At 71.7% G+C, this 15,824-nt stretch carries 12 protein-coding genes and 1 pseudogene; 8 read left to right on the top strand and 5 right to left on the bottom strand.

Features of this window, described 5'->3' with window-relative positions; all coding sequences use genetic code 11:
• Positions 1-13: 13 nt before the first annotated feature.
• The 5 genes and pseudogenes from AQJ58_RS38360 to AQJ58_RS38380 all read left to right on the top strand — a co-directional run.
• Positions 14-997, top strand: a complete 984-nt coding sequence (locus tag AQJ58_RS38360) for a TIM barrel protein (RefSeq protein WP_067259036.1) — start codon at positions 14-16, stop codon at positions 995-997.
• 225 nt (positions 998-1,222) lie between these two features.
• Positions 1,223-2,005 carry a TIM barrel protein gene (locus AQJ58_RS38365; RefSeq protein ID WP_079079489.1) on the top strand — a complete coding sequence of 261 codons (783 nt, stop codon included), beginning with the start codon at positions 1,223-1,225 and terminating at the stop codon, positions 2,003-2,005.
• A gap of 96 nt (positions 2,006-2,101) precedes the next feature.
• Complete coding sequence (locus AQJ58_RS38370) at positions 2,102-3,145, top strand: Gfo/Idh/MocA family oxidoreductase (protein ID WP_067259039.1); 1,044 nt, start codon at positions 2,102-2,104, stop codon at positions 3,143-3,145.
• Positions 3,146-3,317: 172 nt separating this feature from the next.
• Complete coding sequence (locus tag AQJ58_RS38375) at positions 3,318-4,358, top strand: LacI family DNA-binding transcriptional regulator (protein WP_055705507.1); 1,041 nt, start codon at positions 3,318-3,320, stop codon at positions 4,356-4,358.
• Positions 4,359-5,005: 647 nt separating this feature from the next.
• Positions 5,006-5,689 (top strand): annotated as a pseudogene (locus tag AQJ58_RS38380) (IS701 family transposase); the annotation flags it as partial.
• Between the two features lie 365 nt (positions 5,690-6,054).
• Here the strand turns inward: AQJ58_RS38380 and AQJ58_RS38385 are convergent.
• On the bottom strand, positions 6,055-7,233 hold the full coding sequence (locus AQJ58_RS38385; RefSeq protein ID WP_067259040.1) for an acyl-CoA dehydrogenase family protein: 1,179 nt from the start codon (positions 7,231-7,233) through the stop codon (positions 6,055-6,057).
• A 376-nt stretch (positions 7,234-7,609) separates the two neighbouring features.
• On the opposite strand from AQJ58_RS38385, the gene AQJ58_RS38390 reads away from it, so the two are divergent.
• Complete coding sequence (locus AQJ58_RS38390; RefSeq protein WP_067259042.1) at positions 7,610-8,032, top strand: flagellar biosynthesis protein FlhF; 423 nt, start codon at positions 7,610-7,612, stop codon at positions 8,030-8,032.
• 6 nt (positions 8,033-8,038) lie between these two features.
• Here AQJ58_RS38390 and AQJ58_RS38395 read toward each other — a convergent pair whose 3' ends face one another.
• Positions 8,039-8,476: a four-helix bundle copper-binding protein gene (locus tag AQJ58_RS38395; protein WP_067259162.1), complete on the bottom strand. Its 438-nt coding sequence runs from the start codon at positions 8,474-8,476 to the stop codon at positions 8,039-8,041.
• A 220-nt stretch (positions 8,477-8,696) separates the two neighbouring features.
• Here AQJ58_RS38395 and AQJ58_RS38400 point away from each other — a divergent pair, with 220 nt between their 5' ends.
• A complete protein-coding gene (locus AQJ58_RS38400) occupies positions 8,697-9,062 on the top strand; it encodes a DUF6479 family protein (RefSeq protein WP_067259043.1) in 366 nt (121 codons plus the stop codon).
• Positions 9,063-9,078: 16 nt separating this feature from the next.
• Here AQJ58_RS38400 and AQJ58_RS38405 read toward each other — a convergent pair whose 3' ends face one another.
• Positions 9,079-9,948 carry a fructosamine kinase family protein gene (locus AQJ58_RS38405; protein ID WP_067259163.1) on the bottom strand — a complete coding sequence of 290 codons (870 nt, stop codon included), beginning with the start codon at positions 9,946-9,948 and terminating at the stop codon, positions 9,079-9,081.
• Between the two features lie 177 nt (positions 9,949-10,125).
• Here AQJ58_RS38405 and AQJ58_RS42100 point away from each other — a divergent pair, with 177 nt between their 5' ends.
• Positions 10,126-12,081 (top strand): PAS domain S-box protein, encoded by a 1,956-nt coding sequence (locus tag AQJ58_RS42100; RefSeq protein WP_079079491.1) that lies wholly within the window; start codon positions 10,126-10,128, stop codon positions 12,079-12,081.
• Here AQJ58_RS42100 and AQJ58_RS38415 read toward each other — a convergent pair.
• Entirely contained in the window at positions 12,065-13,042 is a 978-nt protein-coding gene (locus AQJ58_RS38415; RefSeq protein ID WP_067259045.1) for an ATP-grasp domain-containing protein, read from the bottom strand. The genes AQJ58_RS42100 and AQJ58_RS38415 overlap by 17 nt on opposite strands.
• A 339-nt stretch (positions 13,043-13,381) precedes the next feature.
• A complete protein-coding gene (locus AQJ58_RS38420) occupies positions 13,382-15,766 on the bottom strand; it encodes a phosphoketolase family protein (protein WP_067259046.1) in 2,385 nt (794 codons plus the stop codon).
• Between the last annotated feature and the right edge of the window lie 58 nt (positions 15,767-15,824).

Raw genomic sequence — 15,824 nt, forward strand, 5'->3', positions numbered from 1 at the left:
CGAAGGACACACCATGGCAACGGCGCCACCTCCCTTCCGCACCACTGCGGGCAACCTCTGCCTGGGCTCGGCCCCCGACTCGTGGGGCGTCTGGTTCCCCGAGGACGAGCACCAGGTGCCGTACACCCGCTTCCTCGACGAACTCGCCCAGGCCGGCTACGAGTGGCTGGAGCTCGGCCCCTACGGCTACCTCCCCACCGACCCGCAGCGCCTCAAGGACGAACTCGACGCCCGCGGCCTGCAGGTCTCCGGCGGCACCGTCTTCGGTGCGCTGCACCGCCCCGAGGCCTGGGACGACATGCTCGCCCACGTCCGGCAGATCGCCGGCCTGACCGCCGCCGCCGACGCCCACCACCTCGTCTTCATCCCGCCCATGTACCGGGACGAGAAGACGGGCGCGTTCACCGAGTCGCCCGAGCTGACCGCCGAACAGTGGGCGGGCTTCGGCAGGGCCGCCGACCGGCTCGGCAAGCTGCTGCTCGACGAGTACGACGTACGCCTCGTCATCCATCCGCACGCCGACAGCCACATCCAGACCCAGCCCGAGATCGAACGGCTGCTGAACGAGTCCGACCCCCGCTACACCAACCTCTGCCTGGACACCGGCCACGTCGCCTACGGCGGCGGCGACAACCTCGACCTCATCCGCCGCTTCGGCGAACGCGTCGGCTACGTCCACATCAAGCAGATGGACCCCGCCGTCCTGGCCCAGGTCGCCGCCGAAAACCTCTCCTTCGGCGAGGCCGTCAAGCGCGGGGTGTGCGTCTCCCCGCCCGCCGGCGTGCCCAACCCCGCCGACATCGTCACCGCACTCGCCACCCTCGACGCCGAGCTGTTCGTCATCGTCGAACAAGACCTCTACCCCTGCGCACCCGAAGTACCGCTACCCATCGCCGTCAGCACGCGCGAGCACCTGGCCGGCTGCGGCCTGACCGGCACCCGACGCCCGAGGCTGACGCTCCCTGCCGACGAGCAGCCGAGCAGAGCCCCCGAGTAACCAAGCCACCGGCTCGCGCGGTGACCGGCGCATGGAGACCCCCGGCGCAGTTGACGCGCCGTGGCGGGCTTCTACGCGGTGCCGACGGCTCCCGCGCGAGATTGCTGGAACGTTACAGGCTTCATGGCCGCCGGACACTTGACAGCGGCTCATGGTGGCTGGCGTACTGGTCAGAGTATATAGAACGTTCTAGTTCCCGGTCGTCCGGAGATGAGGAGAACCACGATGTACGCACTGGCGGTCTGTGCGGAGATGGTCTTCCGCGACCTTCCGATCGAGGAGCGGGCACGGCGTATCCACGAGGCCGGTTTCCAGGTCGAGATCTGGGACTGGACGAACCACGATCTCGATGCCCTCGCCCGCTCGTCCGCCGAGATCGTCTCGATGACGGGGTACGTGAGCGGCAGCCTCACCGAGGACGACGGCGCCGCCGAACTGCTGCGCACGGCCGAGGAGTCACTCAAGGCGGCCGAGCACCTGGGCTGCACTCGCCTGAACCTCCACGGAACCGGTCTGGACAGCCAGGGGCTGCCCGTGGTGCCGGTACCCGGGGAGCCCACCGGCGCGATGTGGATGGCCGCGCACCGCACACTCACCCGGATCGCCGAGCTCGGCGAGAACGCCGGGGTCATCTTCACCCTGGAGAATCTCAACACCGCCGTCGATCACCCCGGGGTGCCCTTCGCGAAGGCTGCCGACACCCTGGCGCTGGTTGCCGCCGTGAACCGGCCCGGTCTGCGCATGAACCTGGACCTGTACCACGCCCAGATCGGCGAGGGAAATCTGATCGAGCTGGTGCGCCGCGCCCACGGCGCGGGACTCATCGGTGAGATCCAGGTGGCGGACGTGCCGGGCCGCTGCGAACCCGGCACGGGAGAGATCAACTACCCGGCCATCGCCCGCACCCTCGCAGACATCGGCTACGACGGCACCGTCGCCATGGAGGCATGGGCATCCAGCGACAGCGAGGCCGCTCTGGAACGCTTCCGGGCCGCCTTCACCGTCTGACAGGAGCGACCGCGGGACATCTGCCCCGCCCTCGCGTCCGCGCACCACGGCAGCCGCCACCACCGAAGCCACGACGTAGATCACGGAGTATGTGCCATGACCTCCCCCCAGTCCCTCGCGGTCGGCCTCATCGGCGCCGGACGCATGGGCTCCTTCCACGCCGAGACCCTGGCCCGCCGCCTCCCCGGGGTACGACTGGCGGCCATCGCCGATCCCGCACCCGGGGCCGCGAAGGCTCTGGCCGATCGTCTCGGCTGCCCCAAGACGTACACGGAGATCGGTGACCTGCTCGACGACCCCGAGATCGAGGCGGTCGTGATCGTCACGCCCGCCCGCACCCACGCCGGACTCATCGAGGCCGCGGCACGCGCCGGCAAGTCGGTCTTCTGCGAGAAGCCGATGGCCGTCACCCTCGACGAAGCCGACCGCGCCATCAGCGCCGCACATGAGGCGGGCGTGGTGCTCCAGGTGGGCTTCAACCGCCGCTTCGACGTCGGCTTCCGCGCCGCCCACGAGAAGATCACCGCCGGTGACATCGGTACCCCGCAGCTGCTGCGTTCCCTCACCCGGGACCCCAACCTGCACGACCCGTCGCGCATCCCGCCGTGGACGATCTTCCTGGAGACGCTCATCCACGACTTCGACGTCCTGCGCTACCTCAACCCCGGCTCAGAGCCCGTCGAGGTCTTCGCCATGGCCGACGCCCTGGTCCGGCCCGACTTCAAGGACCACGGACTGCTCGACACGGCCGTGGTGACGATCCGCTTCGACAACGGCGCCATCGCCACGGCGGAGGCCAACTTCCAGGCGGTGTACGGCTATGACGTCCGCGGTGAGGTCAAGGGCTCGACCGGCATGCTCACCCTGGGTGATCTGCGCAGCAGCCACCTCACGTCCTACGGTGCGGCCGGCGCTGCCGCCGAGTGCGTCAGCTACGACCAGGATCTCTTCCACGCGGCCTACGTTGCCGAACTGGCCGAGTTCACCGACAGCGTCCGGGACAAGCGTGCTCCGTCGGTGACCGGCGAGGACGCTCGGGCCGCGCTGGGCATCGCCCTCGCCGCGATCGGTTCGATCGCCACGGGCGGTGCGGTCAGCGTGGGTGACGTCAGGGAGAGCCCGGTGACAGTGCGGCCGTAGCACCGAGCACACGACGCCGACTCGGCGGCGCCTTCTCCAGCCCGAGCGGCCGCCGCCAGGGTCGTACCTCTCCCGTCACCGTGCCGTTGCCGAGCCCCCTCCTGAAGCAACGCCCACGTGGAACGTTCTACAATCGGTCCCCAACAGACGAGACCGACCAGGAGAGGACAGCATGCCTGCGACCCCGGCGGTCCCGGACGGGAAGCGGCCGACGCTCGCCGACCTGGCGACGCGGGCAGGCGTGTCCACCGCGCTGGCCTCCATCGTGATGCGCGGGGCGAAGGGGGCCAGCGCCGCCACCCGCGAGCGTGTCCTGGAGGCCGCGCGGGAGATCGGCTACCGCCCGGACGCCCGGGCGAGACTGCTGCGCAGCCACCGCTCCCACCTGCTCGGCGTGCAGTTCGGCCTCCAGCATCCCTTCCACGCCGACCTGGTGGAGGGCATCTACGCCACCGCCGAACCAGCCGGATACCAGATCGCGCTGAGCGCCGTGAGCGCCGGACGGGGTGAGCAGCGTGCCGTCGAAACCCTGCTCGACGACCGCTGCGAGGCGCTGATCCTGCTGGGCCCACAGGCCCCCGCCTCACGGCTGACGGAGCTCGCCGGGCAATTGCCGGTCGTCTCTGTGGCCCGCCACCTGCGGCCACCCGTCCCCGGCCTGGAGGTCGTACGGACCGCCGACGACAAGGGCGCCCGCCAGGCGGTCGACCACCTCGTGGCGCTGGGCCACCGCGCCATCGCCCACATCGACGGCGGCAAGGCACCCGGCGCAGCCGACCGGCGACGCGGCTACCGCACCGCCATGAGCCGCCACGGTCTCACCGAGCACATCCGCGTCGTGCCCGGGGGCCTCACCGAGGCAGAGGGCGCCGAGGCCGCCCAGGTTCTCGCCGCCTCCCACCCGCGCCCCACCGCGGTCCTCGCCTTCAACGACCGCTGCGCGACCGGTGTCCTCGATGTCTTCCTCCGCAGCGGCATTCCCGTCCCCGGCGCCATCTCCGTCGTCGGCTTCGACGACAGCCATCTGGCCCGCCTGGCCCATATCGACCTCACCACCGTCGGGCAGGACATCCCCCGCCTCGCCCACCTCGCCGTGGACCGGGCCATCGCACGCCTGGACGGTCGCGACACCGGTACCGGGGAACAGGTGGTGGCTCCACACCTCGTGGTCCGGGGGACGACGGCCCCGCCCTCTACCGCACCGGCCACCTGAGCGTGGTCTGGGTCATCCTCGCACCGCACACAGTCCCACGCGCCTCCAATACCTGAGGAATGGGGTACAACGGCGAACTCGGCGACTTTCTCCGCTCCCGTCGCGCCCTCCTCACCCCAGACACCGCCGGACTGCCTCCGGGCGCGGGGCGCGCCGGGTGCCCAAGCCGTGAGGAGGTCGCGCCCCTGGCGTGTGTCACCACCCGCTACACCCGCCTGGAGCAGGGCCGCCACCCGCACCTCTCCGAAGCCGTCCCTCCGTCCCCCACGCCCTGCGTCTCGACGACGAACGCGGCTACCTCTTCGCCCTCACCCGCCCCGCGTCCCACCGCCCCGTAGCGCCGACGCACGCCCCGAGCGGAGCGGACCCGGTCCGCGGCCCGCCAGAGGCTGGAGTTCACCGCGCTTCGAGGCATTCCCGGTGACCAGGTGCGTGCTCGGCGGACGCGGCACGGAGCAAGAAGTGCCCTACACAGTCATCACTTCCCTTTGCCAGGTTTGCCGAGGCGTGACAAAACGGCCTGCCGGACATGTCCACTGTCACCTCGCAGACACTCCCCACGTCGCCTTCCGGCTGGCCCAGTCGCACCTAGGGACTTTCGTTTGGATCACCGTGCGGACCAAAGGAAGATGCCTGCGATGTAGAGCGATTGCTATCTGCGGGGGCTGATGCTGGACGGCCGGCGCAAGTCGATCCAGCCGATGGCGCAGCGGCTGCCGGACGGGAACACACAGGCCCTGGAGCAGTTCGTCAACCAGTCGCCGTGGCAGCGGACGCCGGTGCGGCGGCGGATCGCCGAGCGGCTGGTCCAGGTCGTCAAGCCCGAGGTGTGGGTCATCGACGACGTCGCGTTTCCCAAGTGCGGGCGGGCGTCGGTGGGGGTGGCCCGGCAGTACTGCGGGGCGCTGGGGAATCGGGCCACCTGCCAGGTCGCCGTCAGTGTGCATGCGGCCACGGATACCGCCTCCTGCCCACTGGAATGGGAATTGTTCCTACCCGAGGAACGGGCGCACGACACCCGGCGTCGCACGGCTGCGGGCGTGCCCGATGAGGTGGGGCATGTGCCCAAGCCCCGCCTGACCCTGGGGCTGCTGGAGAGGCTGGCGGGTTGGCTTCCGTCGGTGCCGGTGATTGTGGCCGACTGCGGTTACGGCCGCAGTGTCTGCTTCCGCCTGGCCCTGGAGGAACGCGGCTGGTCCTACATCGTCGCTGTCGAGCCCAAGGAGATCGCCCGCCCGGCCGGTGCCAAGCCGGAGCTGCCGCCCTACCAGGGATGGGGCCCGCCCACGTTGCCGCGCTATCGCGAGCCGGCCCGCCCCCTGCACCAACTGATCGATGCGCACACCCGCTTCGAGGACGTCACCTGACGAGAGGGCAGCAGGGCTCAGTCATCCACCGCCCTCGAGTCCGCGAACGGCATCTCCAAGATCCCCGCCAGAACGGCCGCTGCCGATGGTGTACGCCCACGGGCAACCTCGGACGCGGCGCCAGCGGAGAACTTCAGCCTGGCAGGCGGCAAGTTCTCGATCTTGAGTTGGAGCCGCCATTGCCGCGAAGTCGCAGTCGACGGCGTTTCCAGTGCTCGGGGCGAAGTGCCAACTGCCGCATCACGGCTCGGCCGTCATCCTGATCCCACAGAATCACGGTGCCAACTATCCTCGGTATGTGACAACTACCGTCTGTGGTCACATCGCGCCTACCGCCGCACCCTCGGCATCCCCAGGCCGATCCAGGAGATGATCTCCCGCTGGATCTCGTTGTTGCCGCCGCCGAAGGTGAAGATCACGGCGGAGCGGTAGCCGCGTTCCAGCTCGCCGTGGAGCACGGCCCCCGCCGAGCCCTCCTGGAGTGCTCCGGGGGCCGCCACGATCTCCAGGAGCCAGGCGTACGCGTCCCGTCGGGCCTCGGAGCCGTAGACCTTGACGGCGGAGGCGTCCTGCGGGGTGAGCGTGCCGTTCTGGAGGGCACCGACCATCTGCCAGTTGAGGAGTTTGAGGGCGTCCAGCCTGACGTGCGTCCGGGCCAGGCGGCTGCGGACCCAGGGCAGGTCGACGACGCGGCGGCCGTCGGCGAGCTTGGTCTCGGTGGCCCAGCGCTGGACGTCGTGCAGGGCGCGGATCGCCATGGTGCCGTGCGCGGCCAGGGTGACGCGCTCGTGGTTGAGCTGGTTGGTGATGAGCCGCCAGCCCTGGTTCTCGGCGCCGACCCGGTGGGTGACGGGGACACGGACGTTCTCGTAGTAGCTGGCGGTGGTGTCGTGGGAGGCCAGGGTGCGGATGACCGTGCAGGAGTAGCCGGGGTCGGTGGTCGGCACCAGGAGCATGGTGATGCCCTTGTGCGGCGGGGCCGCGGGGTCGGTGCGGGTCGCCAGCCAGACCCAGTCGGCGGTGTCCCCGTTGGTCGTCCAGATCTTCTGGCCGTTGACGACGTACTCCTCCCCCTCCCGGACGGCACGCGTCTTGAGGGAGGCGAGGTCGGTGCCGGCGTCGGGCTCGCTGTAGCCGATGGCGAAGTCGATCTCGCCGGAGAGGATCTTCGGCAGGAAGTACGCCTTCTGCTCCTCGGTGCCGTACCGCATGATCGTCGGACCGACGGTGTTCAGGGCCATCAACGGCAGCGGTACGCCGGCCTGGGCGGCCTCGTCGAAGAACACGAACTGCTCGATCGGGGTCAGGCCGCGGCCGCCGTACTCCTCGGGCCAGCCGACGCCGAGCCAGCCGTCCGCGCCCAGGCGGCGGATGGTCTTGCGGTAGAAGCGTTTCGCGCCGACCGGGTCGGAGTGCCGGGCATAGGCGTGGTCCGGCACCAACTCGGCGAAGTAGGCGCGCAGTTCGGCGCGCAGTCGCTGCTGCTCGGGCGTGTGGTCGAGGTGCACGGCGCCTCCAGGCTTCCCCAGGCCGGTGTCCTGACGGCGCACACGGTAGAACGTGTTCCATTAATTGGGAATGGCATGGCGGGAAGAGGGAGGGTCGGAGAGGGTGCCGTCCCATGACGGTTGACGGAATGCGTGCCCGGCTGGAGCGGGCGGGGCTCGAGATCGCGGACCCTTGGCACAGCGAAGGGCCGTTGCCGCCCCGGGAGGCGTGGCGCCGGGTCGCCTCCGAGGAGACCGCGCCCCGGATCACCCTGCCGGCGGACCGGGCGGCGGAGCTCGACGCGCGGTGGCACCGCCTCGCGCAGGAGTACGGCTTCTTCGACGGCGACGGCCTGTTCCTCGTCGAGATCGACGGCCCGCCGAGCTGCTGCTGTCGGTGTGGCGGTGGTGGACCGGCAGCTTCAGCCACCCGGACCGGCCGCACAGCCATCCGAACTTCCCGCGCCGCGATCTGCTCCGGTACGCCGATGATCCCAGCCCCCGGATGCGGCGGCTGGCGCTGGACGACCCGGACTCGACGCCCGAGCTGGTCGAGCGGTTCGGCCGGGACGCGAGCGAGGAGGTGCGGGCGCGGGCGGCGGCCGATCCCCGCCCGTCGGCCGCTTCGGCGGTACGGCTGCTCAGCGACCCTGGTGAGACCGTCCGCGCGGCGGCGGCCCGGCACCCGGAGCTTCCCGCGCACACCCTGGTGGGGCTGTTGCGGGACCTGTCCACCGCGCAGACGGCGGCCCGGCATCCGGGGCTGCCCGTGGCGGTGATGCGGCGGATCGTCGACGAGGCGCGGGCGGCGCTCGTGTAGGGGTGCTCAGTGCAGCGTGGCCATGAAGTCCGTGCAGGCCCGGGCGCAGGCGCGGCAGGCCTCGGCGGTCTCCGCGGCACCCGGCGGCGACGGTCGTTTCCGCCGGGTGCCGAAGGCGTGCGCGGTCTCCAGGCAGATGGTCCTGCACCACTCCAGCTGGACGCGCAGGCCCGCCTCGTCCACCCGGGTGTCCTCGGCCAGCACCCGGCAGGTGGCGTCGCACACCTCCGCGCACAGGATGGCCTTGCGGCGCAGGAGCCGCAGCTGTTCGCTGCCCTCCGGATCCAGCGCGCTCGCCCGCAGCACGCAGGCCCGCGCACAGTCGGCGGACGCCTCGGCGCAGGCGAAACGGTCCTCCAGGAAGCGCACGAGTTCCTCCGGGGCCGGGGAGGACGCCGGGGTCGTCGCCGTAGCCGTAGCCGTAGCCGTAGGAGCAGTCGTCACCGTCACCGTCTTCTTCGTCTCCGCCGTGTTCGTCGTCTTCGTCGTCTTCGTCGTCTTCGTCGTCGCAGTCGTGGTCGTCACGGGTCGCGGGTAGCCGGGGCGGAACGTGTCAAACGCGGGCGCGGCCTCGGCCGGACGCCCTGTGTCGCGGTTTGTGAGCAGTGAGTAGTGGGTACAGCCGCGCGGGATTTGCTACCGGTTCCTGGGGTATTGAGGCGATATGACTACCGCAAGCGAGCAGTTGGCCGCCGCGAGCGGCCTCATGAGCCTGGTGCTGTTCCTGGTCGCAGTCGTCGTCGTGGCGCTGCTGGCCGGGAGCTTCTGGTTCGGCGCGCGCGTCAAGGCGCGCGAGTCGCCGCGGCCGCGGCCCGAGGAGCAGCCGCGCCTGCCGCAGGACGGCGCGGTGCGCGAGATCCGCGAGAACCGTGAGTCGCAGGAGGTACCCCGTACCGCCAAGGGCGAACGCCCCCTCACCCCCTATGAGCTGACCAACCTCCAGACCCGACCGAGCACGGACAAGAACAGGCCTCGCTGGAGCAAGGGCAGCAGCGGCTCGTTCGGCGGAGGCGGACTGGGCGCCCACTGAGCCGCGGGGAGGCGGCTCACAGGGCCGTCCGGGCCACCGTGAGCGCCTGCTCGGCGTACGGCCTCCCGAAGAGCACGGCGTGCACCAGCAGCGGGAAGAGCTGGTGCACGCCGACACGTCCGGCCCACCCCTCGGCGAGCGGTGCCACCTCCTCGTATCCCTGGCGGACATGAGGCAGGTACGGGCAGCCGAACAGGGCGAGCATCGCCAGGTCGGTCTCGCGGTGGCCGCCGTGCGCGGCCGGGTCGATGATCCGCACGTCGCCGTCGGCGCCCCACACGACATTGCCGTTCCACAGGTCGCCGTGGAGCCGGGCGGGCGGCTCGGCGGGCCCGGCCAGTCCGGGCAGCCGGGCGCAGAGGCGTTCGACGTCGGCCGCCTCGGCGGGGCGCACCGTGCCGGCGTCGACCGCGGCACGCAGATAGGGCAGCACCCGGTGCTCGGCGTACCAGCGGGGCCAGTCCTCGCCGACCGTGTTGCGCAGGGGGGCGCGGCCGATGTACGCGTTCTCGGGGCCGCCCGGCGGGGGCGCGCCGAAGCCCGGGGCGCCCGCGGCGTGCAGCGCGGCGAGGTCCCGGCCGAACCGTACGGCGGCCCGCGCGCCCGGCGGCCCGGTCGCCACCCGCTCCGTCACCAGCCACCGCTCGTCGTCGCCGAGCACGTCGGGCACCCGTACGGTGTCCGTCGCGGCCAGCCAGCGCAGCCCGGCGGCCTCGGCCCGTACGGCGTCCCGCTCGTCACCGCGTTTGACCATCACCGTGCGCCCGTCCTCGAGCAGGGCCTCCCAGAGCGTCCCGGCCAGCGGGCGCACGCGGTGGACGGGCCTGCCGGTGAGGCCGGTGACGGCGGAGGCGGGGTCCGGGTCCGGCCGGTTGGGCGGGGGCACGTCACGAGCGTACGGCGGCTCCCGCCCGGGGCGCAGGCCGGCGTGCGCCATCACGCGGTCATCCCGCGACTCCGCGTTCAGTTTCGGACAGTGGACGGACAGTAAACGACTTCCCGGAGCGGTGGAGGCCGAAAGGCGCTGTAGTGGCCTGAACCGTCGCGCAGGGTGAGGTGGAAGATGGCCGACGTGATGCAGGCAGATCCCGTGCTGCGTTCGGGCAGTGGGCAGCAGAAACGGTGCGGCTGCGGCGCGCCCCTGGCGGACGGGGCGCCCAGCGGGGCCGAGGAGCGCTTCCGCGGGCTGCTGGAGGCCGCGCCGGACGCCATGGTCATCGTCGACGACCGGGGCGCCATCCGGTTGGTCAACGCCCAGACGGAGGCGCTGTTCGGCTACGGCCGTGAGGAACTCCTCGGCCACCCGGTCGAGTTGCTCATACCGGACCGCTTCCGCGACCAGCACACAGGCCACCGGGGCGCCTACACGTCCAACCGCCAGGTGCGGCCCATGGGCGCCGGTCTGGAACTGCACGGACTCCGCAAGGACGGCACCGAGTTCCCCGTGGAGATCAGCCTCAGTCCGCTGGAGACGGCGGACGGACTACTGGTGTCGGCGGCCGTGCGGGACGTCAGCGACCGCAAGGCGGCCGAGGCCCGGATCAACGAGCTCGCCGCGCTGGTGGAGTCGTCGCAGGACGCGATCCTCGCGAAGACGCTCGACGGGTACATCACCTACTGGAACGCCGCGGCGCAACGGCTGTACGGCTACACGGCCGAGGAGGTGATAGGACGTCATGTGTCGTTGCTGGCACCACCGGAGCTGCGGGGCGAGGTCCGCGCCCTGCTGAAGCGGCTGCGGCACGGCGAGAAGGTCGAGCACTTCGAGACCCTACGGCTGACCAGCACCAAAACGCTGCTGGACGTGGACGTCACGCTGTGGCCGACGCGGGACACGCACGGCACGGTGGTCGGGGCCTGCGCGATCGTGCGGGACATCAGCGACCGCAAGCGCGCCGAGGCCGAACTCACGGCGCTCCTGGAGCAACAGCGGCACATCGCGCTCACCTTGCAGCGCAGTCTGATGGGCACGCCGCCCGCCCTGCCGGGGCTGGACACGGCGAGCCGCTACCGGCCGGCCACCCAGGGCGCCGGGGTGGGCGGCGACTGGTTCGACCTGATCCCGCTGGGCGCCGACCGGGTGGGGGTGCTGATCGGTGACGTGATGGGCCGCGGGCTCGAAGCGGCGGCCGTCATGGGCCAGTTGCGGTCGGCCGCGCACGCGCTGGCGAAGACCGGGATGCAACCGCGTCAGCTGATGCGGGCGCTGGACACCTGCGTCGCCGATCTCGACGTCCCCGATCAGCTGGTGACCTGCTGCTACCTCGTCATCGCCCCGGACGCGGGCACGGTCACCGTCTGCTCGGCGGGTCATCTGCCGGTGCTGGTGGCGGGCGTGGGCGACGGTATCACCGCGCTGCCCTGCCCGGTGAACGCTCCGCTCGGGGTGGGGGACGTGCTGTACGAGCAGTCCAGCACGGAGATACCGCCGGGTGCCACGCTGGTGCTGTACACGGACGGCCTGGTGGAGACGCCCGGCAGCGACATCGAGTTCAGGATCGACGAACTCACCATGCTGCTGGAGGGCCTGTTCTCCGGGACGCCGTCGCTGGAGGCCGCCGCCGACCAGGTGCTGGCGGGTCTGCTGCCGAACGCCGACAGCCACAACGACGACGTGACCCTGCTGTTCGCCAGGCTCCCGGAGCCCCCGCTGGCGGCGGTCACCACCGAACTGGCGGCCGAACCCTCGTCCGTGCCGCAGGGGCGTGCCTTCCTGCGGCGGACCCTGGCCTCGTGGAACTGCGCGACCCGCGCCGACGACGCGCTGCTGCTGCTGTCGGAGACGCTGACCAACGCCGTCCTGCACGCCGAGGGCCCGATCGGGCTGCATCTGCACCGCACGGCCACCGATCTCACCGTCGAGGTCGGCGACCGCAGTCCGCAGTTGCCCCAGCCCCGGCTGGCCACCGAGGAGGAGGAGTCGGGGCGGGGCCTGATCCTGGTCCGGGCCCTCGCCGCCGGCTGGGGGGTGCGGCCGACGGACGAGGGCAAGACCACCTGGTTCACGCTGAGGCTGTGAGCCCCCGGGACGGGCCGCCGCGGGCCAGTTCGAAGGCGTCCAGATGAGCCTGGACGTAGGGCACGGCCACCTTCTCCACCTCGACCCGTCCGTCGACGAACGCCGGCTGGACGTTGACCTCGAAGACGACACCGCCGTTCTCCACCGCCAGGTCGACGCCGGCGAACGGCAGCCCGACCGAGGCCGTGGCCGCGACGGCCAGCTCGGTCAGGCGCGGCGGCAGGTCGGGCGGGTCGATGTGGACGGGGGTGGCGCCCCGGCAGGTGTTGCAGGGGGTGTCGGGTTCCGGCTGGAGGTGCTCACGGGCGTGCACGACCTGTCCGCCGAGGACGAAGACGCGGAACTGGTGGCGCAGTCCGTCGGCGGTGATGTTGCCGGCGTCGCGGGAGAGCATCCAGTCGGTGCCGTGGTCGGCGTAGTAGGCGGTGGCGTACTCCAGCAGGTCGGGGGTGGTGACGTGGAAGGTGTCGTCGCCGCCGGTGCCGACGACGGGGCGGGCCCAGGTGTCGCCGCCGAGCCGGTCGAACACGTCGGCCGCCTCCCAGAGGGAGGGCCGGGACAGCACCGCGGTCTCCATCTGCGCGATGCCGTCGCGGCGGAAGCGGGCCACGGTGAGGTTCTTCTCCGTCGCCGTCCGCCAGGCCTCCGCTCCGCTGCCCAGCGTCACCACGTCATGGCTGCGCAGGAGTTCCTGGAAGGCCGCCAGGTCCCGCCGGCGGTGCGGGGGGATCTCGTAGAGCAGGACGACGTCGGGGACGAAGTCCAGCCCCTCCTCGGGAACCTGGAGCCGTAACCGGCCCCCGTCACGGACGCCGCGGCCACGGCCTCCGGTGGCGAAGTGCCGGGAGTCGACTCGGACGGGCGGTGCGCCGGTGAGCAGGTCCACCGCGTCGGCGAGGTACTCCCGGCAGCCTTCGGACGAGGTGGGATCGGCGATCAGGGCGATGCTCGGTCGGGACACAGCGGCCTCCAGTGATGTCGACGCGCGCTCGCGTCCGCGGGTACCCTCGTACGCGCGGTGCGAGCGGTGTCACGGATGGTGCCTGTCGCGCGGCGGTCCTCGCGCCGGTCGCCCTGGGAGCCGCGCCGGCGTGCGGGAGCCGAACCGGGGGGCCGGGCGGACGCCCGGCCGGGACCACGGGGATGTCGCCCCGCCGGATCCGCGTGCAGGGCTGGCCGACCACTGTAGGCGCCGGGCGAGGCGCCGTGCCAGGGCGCACACGCGCCGTCGTCCTGCCCCTCGCCCTGCGCCGTCCGCCCCCGGTCGTGCGCCCTGCCCGGCCGCGCGTGACCTGCCGTCTCAGCCGTCCCAGGACCAGTCCGCGACCTCGGGAAGGTCGGTGCCGTGGACCCGGATCCAGTCATGGTGGCGCAGTCGCGCGTCCTCCATCCGCTGCCGTACGGCCGCCGCGCGGACCGCGAGACCGGGGACCCGGTCGATGACGTCCATGACCAGGCGGTAGCGGTCGAGGTCGTTGCGGACGACCATGTCGAAGGGCGTGGTCGTGGTGCCGATCTCCTTGTAGCCGCGCACATGGAGATGGCCGTGCCCGGCCCGGCTGTAGGCGAGGCGGTGGATCAGCCACGGATAGCCGTGGTAGGCGAAGATCACCGGTTTGTCGGCGGTGAACAGTCCGTCGTACTCGAAGTCGCTCATGCCGTGCGGGTGTTCGCCGCTCGGCATGAGGCGGGCGATGTCGACGACGTTGACGACACGGACGGCGAGCTCGGGCAGGTTGCGGCGGAGCAACTGGGCGGCGGCCAGCACCTCCTGGGTCGGGACGTCGCCGGCACAGGCGAGGACGACATCGGGTTCGCGGCTGCCGTTCTCGGTGCCGGCCCAGTCCCAGATCCCGGCGCCGCGCGCGCAGTGGACCCGGGCGGCGTCCATGGACAGCCAGTCGAAACAGGGCTGTTTCCCGGCGACGACGACGTTGACGTAGTCGCGGCTGCGCAGGACGTGGTCCGCGACCGACAGCAGGGTGTTGGCGTCCGGCGGGAGGTACACCCGTACGGCTTCGGGACTCTTGTTGAGGATGTGGTCGACGAAACCGGGGTCCTGGTGGGAGAAGCCGTTGTGGTCCTGGCGCCACACGTGTGAGGTGAGCAGGTAGTTGAGGGAGGCGATGGAGGCGCGCCAGGGCAGTCGCCGGGTCACCCGGAGCCACTTGATGTGCTGGTTGACCATGGAGTCGACGATGTGCACGAACGCCTCGTAGCAGGAGAACAGTCCGTGACGGCCCGTCAGGAGGTAGCCCTCCAGCCAGCCCTGGCAGGTGTGTTCGGAGAGGATCTCCATCACCCGGCCGTGCCGGTCCAGGTGTTCGTCGACCTGGAGCGTCTGCGCCTGCCAGGCCTTGCCGCTCGCGCCGTAGACGGCCTGAAGGCGGTTGGAGGCGGTCTCGTCGGGGCCGACCAGCCGGAAGTCCCGGCGCCCGGCGGTGGACCGCATGACGTCCTCGAGCAACTGGCCGAGAACGCGGGTGGGTTCGTGCAGGGTCGTGCCGGGCTTGTCGACCGGGACGGCGTAGGAGTCGAGGGCGGGCAGGGGGAGTTCACGCAGGAGGAGGCCGCCGTTGGCGTGCGGGGTGGCGCCGAGGCGGCGGGTGCCGTCGGGGACGCAGGCGAGGACGTCGAGGCGGGGCGCGCCGTGGGCGTCGAAGAGTTCCTCGGGCCGGTAGGAGCGCAGCCAGGCCTCCAGCTGGCGCAGATGGTCGGGGTTGTCCCGGACGGCGGACAGCGGGACCTGGTGGGCGCGCCAGGTGCCCTCCACGGGCAGCCGGTCGACATGGGCGGGCCCGGTCCAGCCCTTCGGGGTGCGCAGCACGATGACGGGCCAGCGGGGCCGCTCCCCGGCGCCCTCCACCCGGGCGGCGCGCTGCAGGGCGGCGATGCGGTCCAGCGCGGTGTCCATGGCCTGCGCCATCGCGCGGTGGACGGCGTACGGCTCGTCGCCGGTGACGTGGATGGGGTCGTGGCCGTAGCCGCGCAGCAGCTCGTCGAGTTCCGGCTCGGGGATACGGGCCAGCACGGTCGGGTTGGCGATCTTGTAGCCGTTGAGGTGGAGGATCGGCAGGACCGCGCCGTCGTGGACCGGGTCGAGGAACTTGTTGGAGTGCCAGGAGGCGGCCAGCGGCCCGGTCTCCGCCTCGCCGTCGCCGATCACACAGGCCACCAGCAGGTCGGGGTTGTCGAGCGCGGCGCCGTAGGCGTGGGAGAGGGAGTAGCCGAGCTCGCCGCCCTCGTGGATCGAGCCGGGCGTCTCGGGGGCGACATGGCTGGGGATGCCGCCGGGGAAGGAGAACTGCCGGAACAGCCGGGCCATACCGGGCGCGTCCCGGGTGACGTCGGGGTAGGTCTCGGTGTACGACCCCTCCAGCCAGGAGTTGGCGACCACCGCCGGGCCGCCGTGCCCGGGGCCCCACACGCACAGGGCGTTCAGATCACGGTTGCGGATCACCCGGTTGAGGTGGGTGTAGACGAGGTTGAGGCCGGGTGAGGTGCCCCAGTGGCCGAGCAGCCTCGGCTTGACGTGCTCGGGGCGCAGCGGCTCGGTGAGCAGGGGGTTGGCCATGAGGTAGATCTGGCCGACGGACAGGTAGTTGGCGGCGCGCCAGTGGGCGTGCAGTGTCCTGAGCTCGTCGTCGGACAGCCGGGCGGAGGACTGCTGCGGTTCGACGGGCATCACGGGTTCCCTTCCGGAGGGGGGTCGCGCGCGGGTGTGTGCCGGACCGTACCTCCCC

This window comes from Streptomyces sp. DSM 15324 (genome assembly GCF_001514285.1).
Taxonomy (GTDB): domain Bacteria; phylum Actinomycetota; class Actinomycetes; order Streptomycetales; family Streptomycetaceae; genus Streptomyces.

What these genes read in the sequence shown, in the direction of transcription:
- AQJ58_RS38360 (WP_067259036.1), top strand. Translation starts at nt 14, where the DNA reads ATGGCAACGGCGCCACCTCCCTTCCGCACCACTGCGGGCAACCTCTGC.
- AQJ58_RS38365 (WP_079079489.1), top strand. Translation starts at nt 1,223, where the DNA reads ATGTACGCACTGGCGGTCTGTGCGGAGATGGTCTTCCGCGACCTTCCG.
- AQJ58_RS38370 (WP_067259039.1), top strand. Translation starts at nt 2,102, where the DNA reads ATGACCTCCCCCCAGTCCCTCGCGGTCGGCCTCATCGGCGCCGGACGC.
- AQJ58_RS38375 (WP_055705507.1), top strand. Translation starts at nt 3,318, where the DNA reads ATGCCTGCGACCCCGGCGGTCCCGGACGGGAAGCGGCCGACGCTCGCC.
- AQJ58_RS38400 (WP_067259043.1), top strand. Translation starts at nt 8,697, where the DNA reads ATGACTACCGCAAGCGAGCAGTTGGCCGCCGCGAGCGGCCTCATGAGC.
- AQJ58_RS42100 (WP_079079491.1), top strand. Translation starts at nt 10,126, where the DNA reads ATGGCCGACGTGATGCAGGCAGATCCCGTGCTGCGTTCGGGCAGTGGG.
- AQJ58_RS38420 (WP_067259046.1), bottom strand. Translation starts at nt 15,766, where the DNA reads ATGCCCGTCGAACCGCAGCAGTCCTCCGCCCGGCTGTCCGACGACGAG.